Source organism: Ottowia sp. (genome assembly GCF_047601385.1).
Lineage (GTDB): Bacteria > Pseudomonadota > Gammaproteobacteria > Burkholderiales > Burkholderiaceae_C > Ottowia.
On sequence record NZ_JASGJP010000001.1, the window covers coordinates 76,555 to 92,395 of the forward strand.

General features: G+C 70.0%; 13 protein-coding genes. 4 read left to right on the forward strand and 9 right to left on the reverse strand.

Features of this window, described 5'->3' with window-relative positions:
• Nucleotides 1–8: 8 nt before the first annotated feature.
• Nucleotides 9–1,124, forward strand: coding sequence for a DUF6817 domain-containing protein (locus QM772_RS00350; RefSeq protein ID WP_415133041.1), 1,116 nt, complete (start codon nucleotides 9–11; stop codon nucleotides 1,122–1,124).
• 91 nt (nucleotides 1,125–1,215) lie between these two features.
• On the opposite strand, the gene QM772_RS00355 is transcribed toward QM772_RS00350, so the two are convergent.
• Genes QM772_RS00355 through QM772_RS00365 form a run of 3 tightly spaced genes read right to left on the reverse strand, consistent with a single transcriptional unit; the run spans nucleotide 1,216 to nucleotide 4,472 of the window.
• On the reverse strand, nucleotides 1,216–1,770 hold the full coding sequence (locus tag QM772_RS00355) for a VOC family protein (RefSeq protein WP_415133043.1): 555 nt from the start codon (nucleotides 1,768–1,770) through the stop codon (nucleotides 1,216–1,218).
• 60 nt (nucleotides 1,771–1,830) lie between these two features.
• On the reverse strand, nucleotides 1,831–3,471 hold the full coding sequence (locus QM772_RS00360; RefSeq protein WP_415133045.1) for an FAD-dependent monooxygenase: 1,641 nt from the start codon (nucleotides 3,469–3,471) through the stop codon (nucleotides 1,831–1,833).
• Nucleotides 3,472–3,509: 38 nt separating this feature from the next.
• Nucleotides 3,510–4,472, reverse strand: a complete 963-nt coding sequence (locus QM772_RS00365; protein ID WP_415133047.1) for an MBL fold metallo-hydrolase — start codon at nucleotides 4,470–4,472, stop codon at nucleotides 3,510–3,512.
• Nucleotides 4,473–4,737: 265 nt separating this feature from the next.
• On the opposite strand from QM772_RS00365, the gene QM772_RS00370 reads away from it, so the two are divergent.
• The gene (locus QM772_RS00370; RefSeq protein WP_415133049.1) at nucleotides 4,738–6,222 is read left to right on the forward strand and encodes a metallophosphoesterase; all 1,485 of its coding nucleotides are present in this window, start codon (nucleotides 4,738–4,740) and stop codon (nucleotides 6,220–6,222) included.
• 10 nt (nucleotides 6,223–6,232) lie between these two features.
• Here the strand turns inward: QM772_RS00370 and QM772_RS00375 are convergent, their stop codons facing one another.
• Nucleotides 6,233–7,054: an IclR family transcriptional regulator gene (locus QM772_RS00375; RefSeq protein WP_415133051.1), complete on the reverse strand. Its 822-nt coding sequence runs from the start codon at nucleotides 7,052–7,054 to the stop codon at nucleotides 6,233–6,235.
• A 110-nt stretch (nucleotides 7,055–7,164) separates the two neighbouring features.
• Here QM772_RS00375 and QM772_RS00380 point away from each other — a divergent pair, with 110 nt between their 5' ends.
• On the forward strand, nucleotides 7,165–7,710 hold the full coding sequence (locus QM772_RS00380) for an NADPH-dependent FMN reductase (RefSeq protein WP_415133053.1): 546 nt from the start codon (nucleotides 7,165–7,167) through the stop codon (nucleotides 7,708–7,710).
• An 85-nt stretch (nucleotides 7,711–7,795) separates the two neighbouring features.
• Entirely contained in the window at nucleotides 7,796–8,320 is a 525-nt protein-coding gene (locus QM772_RS00385) for a disulfide bond formation protein B (protein WP_415133055.1), read from the forward strand.
• 23 nt (nucleotides 8,321–8,343) lie between these two features.
• Here QM772_RS00385 and QM772_RS00390 read toward each other — a convergent pair whose 3' ends face one another.
• The 5 genes from QM772_RS00390 to xdhA all read right to left on the reverse strand — a co-directional run bounded on the left by QM772_RS00390 (nucleotide 8,344) and on the right by xdhA (nucleotide 15,553).
• Entirely contained in the window at nucleotides 8,344–8,589 is a 246-nt protein-coding gene (locus tag QM772_RS00390; protein WP_415133057.1) for a GlsB/YeaQ/YmgE family stress response membrane protein, read from the reverse strand.
• A gap of 167 nt (nucleotides 8,590–8,756) precedes the next feature.
• A complete protein-coding gene (gene guaD, locus QM772_RS00395; protein WP_415133059.1) occupies nucleotides 8,757–10,031 on the reverse strand; it encodes a guanine deaminase in 1,275 nt (424 codons plus the stop codon).
• A 5-nt stretch (nucleotides 10,032–10,036) separates the two neighbouring features.
• Nucleotides 10,037–11,338 carry an NCS2 family permease gene (locus QM772_RS00400; protein ID WP_415133061.1) on the reverse strand — a complete coding sequence of 434 codons (1,302 nt, stop codon included), beginning with the start codon at nucleotides 11,336–11,338 and terminating at the stop codon, nucleotides 10,037–10,039.
• A 198-nt stretch (nucleotides 11,339–11,536) separates the two neighbouring features.
• On the reverse strand, nucleotides 11,537–13,996 hold the full coding sequence (xdhB, locus tag QM772_RS00405; RefSeq protein ID WP_415133063.1) for a xanthine dehydrogenase molybdopterin binding subunit: 2,460 nt from the start codon (nucleotides 13,994–13,996) through the stop codon (nucleotides 11,537–11,539).
• Between the two features lie 12 nt (nucleotides 13,997–14,008).
• A complete protein-coding gene (xdhA, locus tag QM772_RS00410; RefSeq protein WP_415133065.1) occupies nucleotides 14,009–15,553 on the reverse strand; it encodes a xanthine dehydrogenase small subunit in 1,545 nt (514 codons plus the stop codon).
• Nucleotides 15,554–15,841 lie beyond the last annotated feature (288 nt).

A 15,841-nucleotide genomic window follows, 5' to 3' on the forward strand; every position in this document is an offset into this window, starting at 1 on the left:
CCGAGCCCATGCCCCTGCCTTTGCACACCCTCGACCCCGACCAGCTTGCCCGCGCGCTGCCCCTGCTGGACGACGAATGGCTGGCGCGCGACGCCGACCTGGCGCCCGCGCTGCCCGTGGTGCTGGCGCGCGGCGTGGGTCAGGACTGGCACAAGGCCGGCACCTTCCGCCACCACCTGGCGGGCGTGGCGCGCTCGCTGGCGCTGTGGCGGCAGCCGCGCGACGTGCGCCTGCTGGGGCTGCTGCACAGCGTGTACGGCAACGCCTTCGTCGATCTGGTCAAGTTCGACGCCGCCACCGAGCGCGGGCGCCTGAAAGCGCTGGTGGGTGATTCGGCCGAGGAACTGGTCTACCAGTTCTGCACCGCCTCGCGCCGCCAGTTCACCGAGCAGGCGCTGGCCGGCCAAATCGAGCCCGACGGCCGCATGCACCTGCTGACCAACGCCGGCGAGCCCGTCACGCTGGCGCCGGCCACCGTGGCGGCCTTCCTCGTCGTCAGCATGGCCGACACCATCGAGCAGTGGTTTAGTTGGCAGGACGACATCTACTCGCGCTTTCCGGCGCCCAACCACCACCGGCCGCAGGCGGTGCACTGGATGGCGGCGCTCTGGCCCGGGCCGATGCGCCCGAGCGGCCGCATGCTGCACCAGATCAACCGGCTCGGCCTGGCGCTGCAACACCCGGCGCTGCAAGGGCTGCTGCCCATGCCGCCGGTGTTCGAGCACTGCACGCGGACTTTAAGCGCGGGCGACGACGCGGCCGCCGCGTCGCTGTACTGGTCCGTCATCCAGCAGGACCAGCCGCTGGTGGACCTGGACGTCGCCACCGGCGTGCTGGAGCAGGCCGTGCGCTGCAACCCCTGGGTGGGCGAGCCGCAGATGGTGCTGGCGCAGCTCTACCTCAGCGCCGGCCGCCGCGAGGATGCAGCCGCCGTCGCCCGCAGCGCGCTGCAATGCATGGCCTGCTGGGGCAACGCCTGGGACAAGCGCGTGCAGTGGGACGCCTGGCTGGCCTGGACGCGCATCCTGCTGCAAGGCGCCACGGCCGAGGGCGAAGGGCAGGGCGCCTGGCCCGAGTGCCTGGACAAGCTGAACAACGTGGCGCTGCGGCCGGGGGCGGTGTGAGGCCGTCGTAGGGGCTGCGCGCCAGTCAAGCGCCAGCAGCTACAAAAACAAAAGCGGCAGCCCGAGGGCTGCCGCTGTTGCATGGGGTGCTTCAATGCGCCCCCACCTTGCCGCTGCCGTCGTGCATCCAGCGCGCGTGCTGGGGGGCTTTCTTGGTGCGGTCCCATTCGTTGAGCATGTCCCACTTGACGTCGTCCAGCGCCTTGTCCATCTCGGGCGTGGAGGTGTTGACGGCCAGTTCCAGCCGGTGGCCGGAGGGGTCGCGGAAGTAGATGGACTTGAAGATGGTGTGGTCGGTGGGGCCGACGACCTCGATGCCGTCGGCTTCCATGCGCGCCTTGACGGCCAGCATGGAGTCGAGGGAGTCGGCCTTGATGGCCAGGTGCTGCGTCCAGGCCGGCGTGTTGGCGTCGGCGGGGGAGAGCATCTCGGCCTTGGTGGGCAGCTCGAAGAAGGCCAGGATGTTGCCGCCGCCCAGGTCCAGGAAGATGTGCATGTACGGGTCGGGCTCCTTGGTGGAGGGCACCTCGTTCTCGGCGATGGCCAGGATGAAGTCCGCGCCTAAGTATTTCTTGTACCACTCCACGGTTGCCTTGGCGTTCTTGCAGCGGTAGGCGACGTGGTGGACGCCGTTGAGCAGGGGCATGAGAGTCTCCTTGGGGTGTGAAGAGGGGGAGAGAATGAAACGCCTTCGCGGGTGAGGCGATCAGGCGGACACGGCGGTACGGTTGCCCATGACGCGTTGCAACGCTTCGCGCAAAACCTGATCGTCGTCTGGTGCGCAGATCGCCGCGATGTGAGCGTCGGGACGCACCACCCAGACTTCACTCGGTCGGGCTTGCAGGGCTTGCTGCAGGGCACCTTCGGCGTCGATGTCGGCGATGCGCAGGATGCGCAGCGGCGCGGCGATGGCGCCTTGCGTCGTCTCGCGCAGCCTGGCCAGGTCCACCGCGCTGCCGGCCAGCAGCAGCAGGCCGTCGCGCGCCACCTGGCGCAGGCGCGTGCAGTCCGTGCCTTCGATGCGTACCGGCACGTCGGGCAGCGCGACGCCGGGCGCGGGCGGCGGTACGTGGCCGCGCGGCGGGCGGCCGGCGAAGGGGCGCGCGGGGTCGGGCGTAGTGAGCGGCGAGTCGACGTACCAGAAGGGCTCCGACAGACGGCCCGAGTCGATCTGGGCATGCACGGACGGATCGGTCAGCGCCGCTGTCAGGCGTTCGACGCGGATGCGTTGTTGATCTTCGGTCTGCGGCACCAGGAAGTCCATGGTCTTGCCGGTGACCTCGATGTTCTCGCGCGAGGCGGCGCAGCGCTCGCTGTCGTAGCTGTCCAGCAGGGCGTCTTCGGCCCAGCCGCGCAGCACGAAGGCCAGCTTCCAGGCGGCATTCTCGGCGTCCATCACCCCGGTGTTGAGCCCGCGCGCACCGAACGGTGAGACGATGTGGGCAAAGTCGCCAGCCAGCAGCACGCGTCCCACGCGCATGCGATCGACCATGCGCGAGTGGAAGCGGTAAACCGATTTCCAGACGATCTCGTAGGGCTTGTCGCCGATGATCTGGCGGATGCGCGCGTCGAGCGCGCCGCTGGCCTCTTCCTGCTCGATGTCGTAGTCGCCCGGCACCTGCCAGTCGATGCGGAAGGTCGAACCGGGGCAGGGGTGGATCAGCACCTGTCGGCCGGGGTTCCACTCGGGGTCGAAGTAAAAGCGCCGCTCGCGCTCCCAGCCCGGCAGGTCGGCGCGGATGTCGCAGATCAGGAACTTGTCGTCGAAGCTGCGGCCGTCGAACGTGACGCCGAGCTGGTGGCGCAGCTCGCGTGGCGCGGAGCCGGCGGCGACGATGGCGTAGGGCGCGCGCACGGTCACCAGCGTGCCGTCGGCGCGGCGGCAGTGCAGCGCGACGCCCTCGGCGCTTTGCTCGATCTGCTCGACGCCGTGGTCCCACAGCGGCGTGATGCGGGCCACCGCCGCGATTTGTTCGTCCAGCAGTTCCTCGGTGCGGGTCTGCGAGATGTTGACGAAGGGCGGGAACACCGAACGCCCGGTGTCGATGAAGGGCTGTGTGAACAGCGTCGCGTCCTTGTACAGGGTGGTGGCGCGGTCCCAGGTGAGGCCTTCGGCGGCAATCTTGTGGCCGACGCCGACCGACTCCCACACGTCGAGCACGTCGCGCTGCTGGCAAATGGCCTTGGAGCCAATGGCGTCGCGCTGCGGCCGGCGATCGACCACGATGCAGTCGATGCCCCAGCGTGCCAGCAGCAGGGCGGCGGTCTGGCCGACCGGGCCGTTGCCCACGATCACCGCCTGGGTGTGGTGCTCGGTCGTTTCCGGATGAGAAGCAGGGATGTTCATGGTTTTGTCTCCTCAGTGCCTGCCAAAAAGAACTCGGGTCAGGCTTGCAGCGCGTGCCACATCTGCTGGTCGCGCTCGGCCGTCCAGATGCGCGGGTCGCGGATGCCGCTGGCCTCGTCGTGCGCGCGGGTCACGTCGAAGGGCAGGCAGTGCTCGTAGATGAAGACCTGGGCGAACTTCGGGTCCATCGCCTGGCGGGTGTGCTTCATGCAGGCGTTCAGGTCCATGCCCTGGGCCACCGCCTCCTGGGCGCTGCGGTACAGCGTGCTGACGAAGTCGCGCGTGTAGGCCAGGCCCTTGTTCACGGCCTCGGGCGTCATCAGCGTGGGCCCGCGGCCGGGCACCAGCTTGTCGAACTTCATGGCGGCCAGGTTGTCCAGCGTCTGCGGCCAGTCGGCCAGGTAGGCGTCGCCGGTGTAGCAGGCGGCGTCGGCCTCGACCAGGTCGCCGGAGAAGCAGATGTTCTGCGAAGGCAGGTAGACGATGGCGTCGCCCTTGGTGTGGCCGCGGCCGATCTGCTTGATCTTCACTTCGAGCTTGCCCAGCCACAGCGTCATCTCGCCCTGGAACGTCATGGTCGGCCAGGTCAGGCCCGGCACGCTCTCCACGGCCTGGAACAGGCGCGGGAAGCGGCCGATCTCGGAGTCCATGTCCTGCTGGCCGCGCTCGACGATCAGGTCGTAGGTGTCCTGGCTGGCGATGATCTGCTGCAAGCCCTCGGCCTTGTAGCCGCTGGCGCCCAGCACGCGCACCGCGTGGTAGTGCGTGAGCACCACGTACTTGATGGGCTTGTCAGTGATCTCGCGGATCTTGCGGATGACGCCCTGCGCGGCCACGGGCGTGGCGGTGGCGTCGATGATCATCACGCCGTCGTCGCCGATGATCACGCCGGTGTTGGGGTCGCCCTCGGCGGTGTAGGCGTAGGCGTTGTCGCTGAGTTTGTCCCAGCTGATCTGCTTTTCTTCCAGGTCGGCGTGGGAGGCGAATTTCTTGTCGGACATGAGGCTTGTCTCCTTGGGTGGGTGTTGAAATGGATTGTGTGTTGATTTTTGCTATTCGTCAATAGATTCGACAATGTTTAATTTACAAAAGTCAGTCGATGTATCACCCACAGGGGTATGGATACACCTGCTGACGTAGCGAAAGGTAGTACAGGCGGATACCTCCTCAGAATCGACCGAGGCGATGCTGGATACCCAGGCCAGTGCCGCTGTCACCACGATCCGTTTCCATTCATCGAGGAGGAGTCCACCTATGTCATGGCGCATGTCACGCCCCGTCCTGGCCGCTCTCGCGGCTGCCCTGGGCGCCGCCGCGCCGGCCGTTCACGCGCTCGACTGCGCGCGGCTGGCCACGCCGGTCTACCAGTCCGTCAACCCGTCGTCACAGGCCAACCTGCTGACCCGCTGGCCCACTGAAATCGAAAGCGCCCGCGCCAGCCACGGCTTTACCGACGTGCGGGGTGAGGTCTTCAAGGCCGCCACGGCGGCCGGCGACGGTCTGCTGCCGGTGCACCGGCTCTATCGGCCGGGCAGCAACGACTTCGTCTGGATCGCCCACCAGGCCGAGATCGCCAACGCCGTGGCCCGCTATGGCTACGTGGACCACGGCGTCAACTTCTACGCCGCCGCGGCACCGGCCACCTGCGCGCAGCCGGTGTTCCGCCTGCAGAAGGGCGCCATGCACCGCCACGCCACCACCGAGGCCGAGCGCGACGCCCTGGTGGCCGCCGGCTGGCGCTATGAACTGGTGAGCTTCTACGCCGCGCGCGGCACCAGCACGCCGCTGGTGGTGGAGACGAAGTTCTCGATCGCCATGATCCCCGACACCCAGAACGAGGCGCAGGCGCTCTACCCCGGCAGCACCGCGCGGCGGCTGAACGACTGGCGCATCCAGATGCGCAACCAGTGGCTGGTGACGCAGCGCGAGCCGCTCAAGCTGGCCTTCGTCGGCCACACGGGCGACCTGGTGAACTGGGGAGAGACCGAGGTGCCCGAGGCGCCGCAGTACGCCGAGCACCAGTACAAGGTGGCCTCGGCCGGCATGGGCGTGCTGGGGACGGCCGGCATCCCGTACGCCATTGCGCTCGGCAACCACGACACCCGGGCCGTGTGCGCCGGCGGCAGCGCCTGCCCGAACCAGAGCGCGCACGACAACGTGCGCCTCTCGCCGCTGTTTAACCAGTACTTCGCCGGCAAGTTCACCGCGCTGGCGGGCCAGATGACGGCGGGCGAACTGCAGAACCACTACAGCCTGTTCGAGGCCGGCGGGCTGAAGTGGCTGGCGCTGGTGGTCGAGTTCATGCCGCGCCAGGAGGCGGTCAACTGGGCGCGCGAGGTGATCGCGGCGCACCCGCAGTACAACGTGATCGTGATGACGCACGCCTTCCTCGACGGCAGCGGCAACGTCATCACCGGCAACGACGGCTATGGCGACAAATCGCCCGCCCACCTGTGGGACACGGCGCTGAAGATGTACGCCAACGTGAAGTTCGTGTTCTCGGGCCACACCGGCACCCAGGCGCGCCGCACGCTGGCGGGCACCAACCAGAACCGGGTGGAAGCTTTCAACCAGACCTTCCACGACAGCACGGCCGCGCCGGTGCGCATCGTCGAGATCGACGCCGCCGCGGGCAGCGGCAGCAGCTACGTGGTGCGCCCGGCGCGTTACGAGAACAACGCCACGGTGATGGTGGAGCAGCCGGCGCGCGAGTACGAGGTCACGTTCGACGGCATGGCTTTCGTGCGTTGAGGCCGGCCGCTCAGGCCGTCGTCTGGCCGTCGTGGCCGAGGCGGCGCGACACGTTGCCCGCGTGCTCGCGCAGCATGCGGCCGGCGGGGCCGTCGATCTCGGCGTCGAACACGCCGTGCGGGCCGATCATGGTCATCACCAGGGCGATGCGGCCGGCGGCGTCGAACACCGGCGCGCACAGCGTGTTCACGCCCGGCTGCGGCATCGACAGCCCGCGCCCCATGCCGGTGGCGCGGATCTCGGCCAGCATGCGACTCACCTCCGGCGAGTCGAAGGCGCCGTTGGCGCCGCCCACCACGCGGCGGTGCTCGTCCTCCAGCATGGTGCGCACCATCGGCTCGGGCAGGTAGGCGGCGAACACGCGGCCGGTGATGGTGTTGAACACCGACATCACCGTGCCCACGCGCAGGTTCACGTGCAGCGGGTAGCGCGGCTCGTCCAGCCGCACCACGGTCGGCCCCAGGTGGCCCCACACGGCCAGCGCCACGCTCAGGTCGGCGCGCGCGGCCAGCAGGGCGGCTTCCTGGCTGGCCTCGGTCAGCGGGTCGAGCTGCTGCAGGGCGGCCAGGCCCATTTGCAGTGCGGCGGGGCCGAGTTCGTAGTGGCCGGTCAGCGGGCTCTGCTTGACCATGCCGGCCGCCATGAAGCTGACCAGGTACGGGTGCGCCTTGCCGGGCGGCATGCCGGCCAGCTGGGCCAGTTCCTTCAGCGGCAGCGGGCGGCGCTGCTCGGTCAGCGCGCGCAGCACGCGCATGCCGACCTCGATGGACTGTATGCGGCGCTGGCGCCTGGGTTCGCCGGAGTCGCTTTCGGGGGGCTGGGAATGGGCCATGCGGCGATTATCCCTACCCGATTTCGGGTGGCCCCGCCGGTGCCGGGCCATCGCGAAAGCGGCGAAGATCGCCGGCTTCCATATCCAACGCATCGCCAAGGAGTTCATTCATGAGCCAACTCAACATCGCCATCGTCGTCGGCAGCCTGCGCAAGGACTCGTTCAACCGCCAGTTCGCCCAGGCGCTGGCGAAGCTGCTGCCGGCCGGCGTGACGGCCAGTTTTCCGCGCATCGACGACCTGCCGCTCTACAGCCAGGACGACGACGCCGACCAGGCGCCGCAGGTCAAGCGCCTGCGCGAGGAGATCAAGGCCGCCGCCGGCGTGCTGTTCGTCACGCCGGAATACAACCGCTCCATCCCCGGCGTGCTGAAGAACGCCATCGACCACGCCTCGCGCCCCTGGGGCCAGAGCGTGTGGATCGGCAAGCCCTCGGCCGTGGCCGGCGTCTCGATCAGCCCGGTCGGCGCGGCGCTGGCGCAGCAGCACCTGCGCAACATCCTGGCCGCCCAGTCCTCGCCCACGCTGCCGGGCAACGAGATGTTCATCCAGTGGAAAGACGACCTGGTGGTGGACGGCGAGATCGGCCCCGCCAGCAAGGAATTCATGCAGAAGTTCGTCGATGCCTTCATGACCTGGGTCAAGAAGGTGGGCTGAGGGATTGAGGGTAAAATCGGCCTCCAGCGCTTGCCAGTAAAGCGCCATAAGCTATCAAATCGGTAGCAAAAGACGGAGAAGTTCCTTGCTTGGCACCCTGCTCGACCGACCCCGCCGCGTGTTCGGCGCCATCGCGCTGATCTGCGCGGCGATGCTGGCCTTCGGCATCCTCTACCTCCAGAACGTCGTCGGGCTGGAGCCGTGCCCGATGTGCATCGTGCAGCGCTACTGCCTGATCCTGGTGGGGGTGTTCAGCGCGCTGGCGGCGCTGTCCCGCGGCCGGGGCGGGCAGCGCCTGTGGGGGCTGCTGGGCGTGGGCATCGGCGCGTTCGGCGCCTTCACGGCGGCGCGCCAGAGCTGGCTCCAGTGGTACCCGCCCGAGGTGGCCACCTGCGGGCGCGACCTGTTCGGCATGATCGAATCGTTCCCGCTCCAGCGCGCGATCCCGATGATCTTCAAGGGCAGCGGCGATTGCAGCGCGGTGGACTGGACGTTTCTGGGCGGCACCATCGCCAACTGGTCGTTCGTTTGGTTCGTCGTCTTCATCGTCGCCACCCTGGCGATGCTGCTGAAGCGCCCGCGCGCGGGCGGTGGTGTCTATCCGGCCTGAGCACGGCCTGCGCGGGGTGGGGATCAAACCCGCCTGACCAGCCGCAGGAGCACGATGAGAATCACCGCGCCCAGCGTCGCCACCACGATGCTGCCCAGCAGCCCGCCGCCCACCGCGCCCCCCAGCGAACCGAACAGAAACCCGCCGAGCAGGGCGCCCAGGATGCCGACGACCATGTCGCCCACCACGCCGTAGCCGCCGCCCTTGACCAGCATCCCCGCCAGCCAGCCGGCCACCAGGCCGACGATCAGGAACCAGACGATTTCCATGTCATTTCTCCTTTTTGAGTTGAACACGTGGGGCGGTCTGGAATGCTTTGCGTGTCGCCAGTACCGCGCCGCACGGGTTCACTCTAGGCTGGGGTTCGTGCACTCGCCGTAGGAAAAATGCGCGCCGCCGTGCCGGAGGGGCGGCGGTGTGCGCCGTGGGGCGTGCCTCAGGCCACCAGCACCCGCTCCACCACGCGGTCGTCGCCCAGCACGATCAGCGAGAACAGCAGTTCCTCCAGGCTCTGCGCGTGCGCGGTCTTGCGCGCCAGCAGCGGCGTGGCCTGGGGGTTGAGCACCACCACGTCGGCCTCGGTGCCCGCTTGCAGGGTGCCGACCACGCCGGCCAGCCCCAGCGCGCGCGCCGCGCCGCCGGTGGCGTTCCACCACAGGCGCGAGGGCGGCAAGGACAGGCCCGGCTTGGTCTGGCCCTCGCGCCCCACGCAATAGGCCGCCAGCATGGTGTGGAAGGGGCTGAAGCTGGTGCCACCGCCCACGTCGCTCGCCAGGCCGTGGCGCATGCCGATGCGCTCGGCGCCCGCGTAGTCGAAGAAGCCGCTGCCCAGGAACAGGTTGCTGGTGGGGCTGACGGCGGCCGCCGCGCCGGTCTCGCGCATCAATTGCCGGTCGGCGTCGTCGAAGTGGATGCAGTGGGCGTAGACGGCGCGTTCGCGCATCAGGCCGAAGCCCTGGTACACGTCGAGGTAGGAGCGCGCCTGGGGAAACAGCTCGCGCGCCCAGCGCACTTCGTCCTTGTTCTCGGCCACGTGCGAGTGGATCCAGGTGCTGGGGTAGCGGGCGGCCAGTTCGCCGGCGCCGCGCAGCTGCGCCTCGCTGCTGGTCGGCGCGAAGCGCGGCGTGATGGCGTAGCCCAGCCGGCCCTGGCCGTGCCAGCGCCGGATCAGCGCCTCGGTGTCGATCAGGCTCTGCCCGGTCTCGTCGCGCACGCCGTCGGGCGAGTGGCGGTCTTGCAGCACCTTGCCGCCCATCATGCGCAGGCGGCGGCGCCGCGCTTCGGTGAAGAAGGCGTCCACCGACGCGGGGTGCGAGGTGCAGAAGGTCAGCGCGGTGGTCACGCCGTGGCGTTGCAGCTCGTCCAGGAAGAAGCCCGCCACCTCGGCGGCGTGCGCCGGGTCGGCGAAGCGTGCCTCGGCCGGGAAGGTGTAGCGCTCCAGCCAGGGCAGCAGCCCGTCCGCCGGCGCGCCGATGATGTCGGTTTGCGGGTAGTGGACGTGCATATCGATGAAGCCGGGCGCCAGGATGCGCCCCGGCCAGTGCGTGACCGCCGCCTGCGGGTGGCGCGCTGCGACCTCGCGGTGCGGCCCGGCGTCGACCACGCGCTGCACGCCATCCTGGTCGGGGGCGGTGACCAGCAGGCCGTCGTCGTCGAACAGCGCCTCGCCTTCGGGCGAGAAGCGCAGCAGGCTGGCGCGGTAGGCGTGCATGGGTTTCAGTGCCCCCCGATGTAGATGAACTTGAACAGGAACACGCCGCCGATGATCCAGACCATCCAGTGCACTTCCCGGGCCTTGCCGGTGAACAGCTTCAGCACCGCGTAGGTGATGAAGCCGAACGCCAGGCCGTTGGCGATGGAATAGGTGAACGGCATGGCCAGCGCGGTCACGGTGCCGGGGATGACCTCGGTGGTGTCGCCCCAGTCGAGTTCCGTCAGCTCGCGCAGCATCAGGCAGGCGACGAAGAACAGCGCGGGGGCCGTGGCATAGGCTGGCACCACGCCGGCCAGCGGCGCGATGAACAGGCAGGCCAGGAACAGCACGGCCACCGTCACGGCCGTGAGCCCGGTGCGCCCGCCCGCCTGCACGCCCGAGGCGCTCTCCGCGTAGGCCGTGGTGCTCGACGTGCCCAGCAGCGCGCCCGCGAAGATGGCGCCGCTGTCGGCCAGCAGCGACTTGTTCAGCCGCTCCATCCTGCCCGGCACCAGCAGGCCCGCGCGCTTGGCCACGCCCATCAGCGTGCCGGTGGCGTCGAACAGCTCGACCAGGAAGAACACCAGCACCACGTTCAGGATACCGCCGGTCAGCGCCGCCTTGATGTCCAGTTGCAGGAAGGTTGGCGCGATGGAGGGCGGCGCCGAGAACACGCCGCGGAACTCGTTGCCGCCGAAGAAGAACGAGGCGATGGTCACGGCCACGATGCCGATCAGGATGGCGCCCGGCACCTTGAGCTTGTCCAGCGTCACGATCAGCACGAACCCCAGCACCGCCAGCACCACCTGCGGCGTGTGCAGGTCGCCCAGCGTGACGAAGGTGGCCGGCGAGGCGGCGACGATGCCCGCGCTCTTGAGCGCGATCAGCGCCAGGAACAGGCCGATGCCCACCGTGATCGCGAGGCGCAGCGAATGCGGAATGGCGCGGATGATGAGCCCGCGCAGCCCGAACAGCGTCATCGCCAGGAACAGGCAGCCCGAGATGAACACCGCGCCCAGCGCCGCCTGCCAGGTGAAGCCCATTTGCAGCACCACGACGTAGGCGAAGTAGGCGTTCAGCCCCATGCCCGGCGCCAGCGCGATCGGGTAGTTGGCGTACAGGCCCATGATGGTGGTGCCCAGCGCGGCGATCAGGCAGGTGGCGACGAACACCGCGTCCTTGGGCATCCCCGCGTCCCCCAGGATGGAGGGGTTGACGAAGATGATGTAGGCCATCGTGAGGAAGGTGGTCAGGCCGGCCAGCAGTTCGGTGCGCACCGTGGTGCCGTGCTCCCGCAGCTTGAAGACGCGTTCGATCCAGTTCATCGGGAATTTCCTTCTTGGGGGTGGTTTTTGGCGGGATGCGGGGGCGGCGGCAGGCGTATGGGTTGTCCACGACGCCGCGCATCACCCGCGATGCATGAAGTCGGACCGATCACGCCGTCTCCATTGGCGGGAGATGCCCGGGGAGAAGGGCCTGTGCAGCGCGCGGACGTGACGTGCTTCACTTCAGGGCCACGGACTTCAGCCGCGCTGCACGGCGGTGATGGCGCGCAGGATGGCCTCGCTGGTGGCGGGCGCCGACAGCGGCGGCTCGGCCTGCGGCCCGCCCATGGCGGCCACCGCGTCGCGCAGGGCGAAGAACACCGAGAAGGGCAGCAGCAGCGGTGGCTCGCCGCCGGCCTTGCTGCGGTGGATCGAGTCCATGACGTTGTCGCCTTCGAAGAGGCGCACGTTGAAGACCGGCGGGCAGTCGTTGGCGGTGGGAATCTTGTAGGTGCTGGGCGCGTGCGTCAGCAGCAGGCCGCTGGCGGGGTGCCAGACCAGCTCCTCCATGGTCAGCCAGCCCATGCCCTGGATGAAGGCGCCCTCCACCTGGCCGATGTCCACCGCCGGGTTGAGCGAGCGGCCGACGTCGTGCAGCACGTCGGCGCGCAGCAGCTTCCATTCACCGGTGAGGGTGTCCACCAGCACCTCGGCGCAGGCGGCGCCGTAGGCGAAGTAGTAGAAGGGGTTGCCCTGCATCCGGGCGCTGTCCCACGACAGGCCGGGCGTGGCGTAGAAGCCGTCGGACCAGAGCTGCACGCGGTCCACGTAGGCGTCGGCCACCAGCGCCGCGAAGTCCAGCGCCTTGCCGTTCGCGTGCACCTGGTCGTTGGCGAAGCGCACGTCCTCGGCCCGGCCGCCGTGGCGGGCGGCGGCGCAGGCGGCCAGGCGCTCGCGGATCTGGCGCGCGGCGTCCTGCGCGGCCTTGCCGTTCAGGTCAGAGCCCGTGGAAGCGGCGGTGGCCGAGGTGTTGGCGACCTTGCTGGTGTCGGTGGCGGTGACGCGCACGCGCTCGAAGCCCACGCCCAGCTCGTGCGCTACCACCTGCGCGACCTTGGTGTTCAGGCCCTGGCCCATCTCGGTGCCGCCATGGTTCACCAGGATCGAGCCGTCGGTGTAGACGTGCACCAGCGCGCCGGCCTGGTTGAAGTGCTTGACGTTGAAGCTGATGCCGAACTTCACCGGCGTCAGCGCCAGCCCGCGCTTGAGCACCGGGCTGCCGGCGTTGAAGGCGGCCGCGGCGGCGCGGCGCGCGCGGTAGTCGCTGCTGGCCTCCAGTTGGTCCACCAGTTCGTGGATCACGTTGTCGCGCACGGGCTGCAGGTAGGGCGTGACGTTGCGCTCGCCGGCCGGGGAAGCCGAGTCCCGGCCAGGACTCGGGCCGTAGAAGTTGGCGCGCCGAACGTCCAGCGGGTCGCGTTCCAGCCGGCGCGCGATGCCGTCCAGGATGTACTCGATGGCGATGGCGCCCTGCGGGCCGCCGAAGCCGCGGAAGGCAGTGTTGCTCTGCGTGTTGGTCCTGCCGCAGTAGCCATGCATGGCGACCTCGGGCAGCCAGTAGGCGTTGTCGAAGTGGCACAGGGCGCGCGTCATCACCGGCGCCGACAGGTCGGCCGAGTGCCCGGCGCGCGAGACCATGGTGACGGCCGCGCCCAGCACGCGCCCCTCGTCGTCGTAGCCCACCTCGTATTCGTACCAGAAGCAATGGCGCCGGCCGGTGATCAGGAAGTCGTCGTCCCGGTCCAGGCGCAGCTTGACCGGGCGCTGCAGCAGGCGGGCCGCGACGGCCGCCACGCAGGCGAACAGGGCCGACTGCGATTCCTTGCCGCCGAAGCCGCCGCCCATGCGGCGGCACTCCACCAGCACCGCGTGCGCCGGCACGCCCAGCGCGTGCGCCACCAGGTGCTGCATCTCGCTGGGATGCTGGGTGGAGCAATGCACGTGCATGGCGCCGCCCTCCCTGGGGACGGCGTAGCTGATCTGGCCCTCCAGGTAGAACTGCTCCTGCCCGCCCACGTCCAGGCTGCCTTGCAGGCGGTGCGGCGCGGCGGCGATGGCGGCGCGCACGGCGGCTTCGTCGCCGCCGCTGGCGCTGCGCACCAGGTGCATGGGCGGCACCACGTACTGGCCGTGTTCATGGGCCTGCTGCGGCGTCAGCACGGGCGCCGCCGCCTCCACGCGCAGCACCTTCTTGGTCAGCGCGGCGGCGCGGCGCGCCTGCTCGCGCGTGCGCGCCACCACGGCGAACACGGGCTGGCCGAGGTAGCGGATCTCGCCGTCGCACAGGATCGGGTCGTCGTGCACGATGGAGCCGCAATCGTTGGCGCCGGGGAGGTCGGCGGCCACCAGCACCCGCACCACGCCGGGCAGGGCGCGCACGGCGGCCAGGTCGATGCCGAGCAGCCGGCCGGCGGCCACCGGCGCCAGGCCCAGCGCGCAGTGCAGCGTGCCGGCCAGTTCGGGCAGGTCGTCGATGTAGGCGGCGCTGCCGGCCACGTGCAGCGCGGCCGATTCGTGCGGGCGGCTGATGCCCACGCGCGCGCCGCCTTCCTGGGCGCGCGCCTCGGCCTCCACGTCGAGCCGGGCGGCCTGGTTGTCGCGGTAGCCGGCGAAGGGCTCGGCCGCGCGCAGCAGGTGGTCGGCAACGGGCTTGTTCATGGCGGGTCCTCTCTAGGCGGGCGCGTGCGGCATGGCGCTGAACACGCTGGTGGCGGCGGCGGGCAGCGGCGCGTCGGGGCGGGTTTCCAGCCACAGGCGCTGCAGCAGGTTCTGCGCCACCTGCAGGCGGTAGGCGGCGCTGGCGCGCATGTCGGTGAGGGGTTGGAAGTCCTGCGCCAGCGCCTGCTGCGCGCCGCGCACGCTGTCCTGCGTCCATGGCTGGCCGGCGAGGGCGGCCTCGGCCCGCGCGGCGCGGCGCACGGTGGCGGCCATGCCGCCGTAGGCCAGGCGCACGCTGCGCACCGTGGCGCCCTCCAGCTCGATGGCCAGGCCGGCGCACAAGGCCGAGATGTCGCAGTCGAAGCGCTTGCTGATCTTGTAGCCGCGCACCTGCCGGCCGAACGCGGCCAGCGGCACCACGATGGCCTGCACGAACTCGCCCTCCTGCAGGGCGTTCTTCATGTAGTCCAGGTAGAAGTCGGTGAGCGGCAGGCGCCGCACCGCATTGCCACACCGCAACTCCAGCGCGGCGTCCAGCGCCATCAGGATGGGCGGCGCATCGCCGATGGGCGAGCCGTTGGCCACGTTGCCGCCCATGGTGCCGGCGTGGCGGATGGGCAGCGAGGCGAAGCGCAGCCACACGTCGATAAGCGCGGGGGCGCGCCGCACCAGCGCGCGCCAGGCGTCTTCCAGCGAGGCGCCGGCGCCGATGCGCAGCTCGCCCGCCGTTTCCTCGATGCGGCGCAGCTCGGCCACGCCGCCGAGGTAGATCAGGTCGCCGACGTCGCGGAACTGCTTGTTCACCCACAGCCCGATGTCGGTGCTGCCGGCCAGCAGGCGCGCCTGCGGCTTGGCGGCGCGCAGGGCGGCCAGCTCGTCCAGCGTGGCGGGGGCGTGGAAGTGGTCCACGCGCGGGCCGGCGGGCGTGGCCAGCGGCGCGGCGTAGTCGAGCGCGCGTTCGCGGCGCAGCTCGCGCAGTGCCTGGGCGGTGGCGGCACTGTCCAGCGGCACGGCGGGCAGGTCGAACATGCGCTGGCCGGCGTCCAGGATGGGGCGGTAGCCGGTGCAGCGGCACAGGTTGCCCGACAGCTCGTCGGCCAGCTGCTGGCGCGTGGGCTGGGTGCCAGCCTGGCGGTGCTGCTCGTAGCTGGACCAGAGCGACATGACGAAGCCGGGGGTGCAGAAGCCGCACTGCGAGCCGTGGCACTCCACCAGGGCCTGCTGCACCGGGTGCAGCGCGGCCGGGTCGGCGGCGGGGCGCGGCAGGTCTTCCACGGTGAACAGCGCTTTGCCGTCCAGCGTGGGCAGGAACTGGATGCAGGCGTTGACGCTGGACAGGTGCAGGCGGTCCTGCGCGTCCAGCTCGCCCAGCACCACGGTGCAGGCGCCGCAGTCGCCTTCGTTGCAGCCTTCCTTGGTGCCGGTGCAGCGGGCGCTTTCGCGCAGCCAGTCGAGCACCGAGCGGGTGGGGTGCTCGCCGGCCACCGAGACGATCTCGCCGCGGTGAAGAAAGCGGATCGGCGCCGTGGGGCCGGCGGGCGGGGCGGAAGGGCTCATGGTGTCCTCATCGGCTCGTGGGCGGGCAATATGCGCAAGCATGATCCGTGCCGAGATCGGGGCCGGCCCGGGCGCACGGGTGCATCGGGCCCCACCATACCCGATACGCGGGAAGTCTTGTAGGCCCGGTTCAGCCCCGGCGGCGCGGGGTGTCTCTCAGAGCCGCTCTTGGCCAGTCCTTGGCTGCGCCGGTCCCCGTGGTGCCTGCGTTTGCATGGCTCGGGCCGTCACTTCAGGCCCACCGGCCGGACGCCGAAGATGCGCGCGGCGCTCAGCGCCTGCGCGCAC

Coding starts and splice junctions, on each gene's coding strand:
- QM772_RS00390 (WP_415133057.1), bottom strand. CDS start 8,589: ATGGAAATCGTCTGGTTCCTGATCGTCGGCCTGGTGGCCGGCTGGCTG.
- xdhB (WP_415133063.1), bottom strand. CDS start 13,996: ATGAACAAGCCCGTTGCCGACCACCTGCTGCGCGCGGCCGAGCCCTTC.
- QM772_RS00375 (WP_415133051.1), bottom strand. CDS start 7,054: ATGGCCCATTCCCAGCCCCCCGAAAGCGACTCCGGCGAACCCAGGCGC.
- QM772_RS00355 (WP_415133043.1), bottom strand. CDS start 1,770: ATGCCCCTGCTCAACGGCGTCCACCACGTCGCCTACCGCTGCAAGAAC.
- xdhA (WP_415133065.1), bottom strand. CDS start 15,553: ATGAGCCCTTCCGCCCCGCCCGCCGGCCCCACGGCGCCGATCCGCTTT.
- QM772_RS00370 (WP_415133049.1), top strand. CDS start 4,738: ATGTCACGCCCCGTCCTGGCCGCTCTCGCGGCTGCCCTGGGCGCCGCC.
- QM772_RS00360 (WP_415133045.1), bottom strand. CDS start 3,471: ATGAACATCCCTGCTTCTCATCCGGAAACGACCGAGCACCACACCCAG.
- QM772_RS00400 (WP_415133061.1), bottom strand. CDS start 11,338: ATGAACTGGATCGAACGCGTCTTCAAGCTGCGGGAGCACGGCACCACG.
- QM772_RS00380 (WP_415133053.1), top strand. CDS start 7,165: ATGAGCCAACTCAACATCGCCATCGTCGTCGGCAGCCTGCGCAAGGAC.
- QM772_RS00365 (WP_415133047.1), bottom strand. CDS start 4,472: ATGTCCGACAAGAAATTCGCCTCCCACGCCGACCTGGAAGAAAAGCAG.
- guaD (WP_415133059.1), bottom strand. CDS start 10,031: ATGCACGCCTACCGCGCCAGCCTGCTGCGCTTCTCGCCCGAAGGCGAG.
- QM772_RS00350 (WP_415133041.1), top strand. CDS start 9: ATGCCCCTGCCTTTGCACACCCTCGACCCCGACCAGCTTGCCCGCGCG.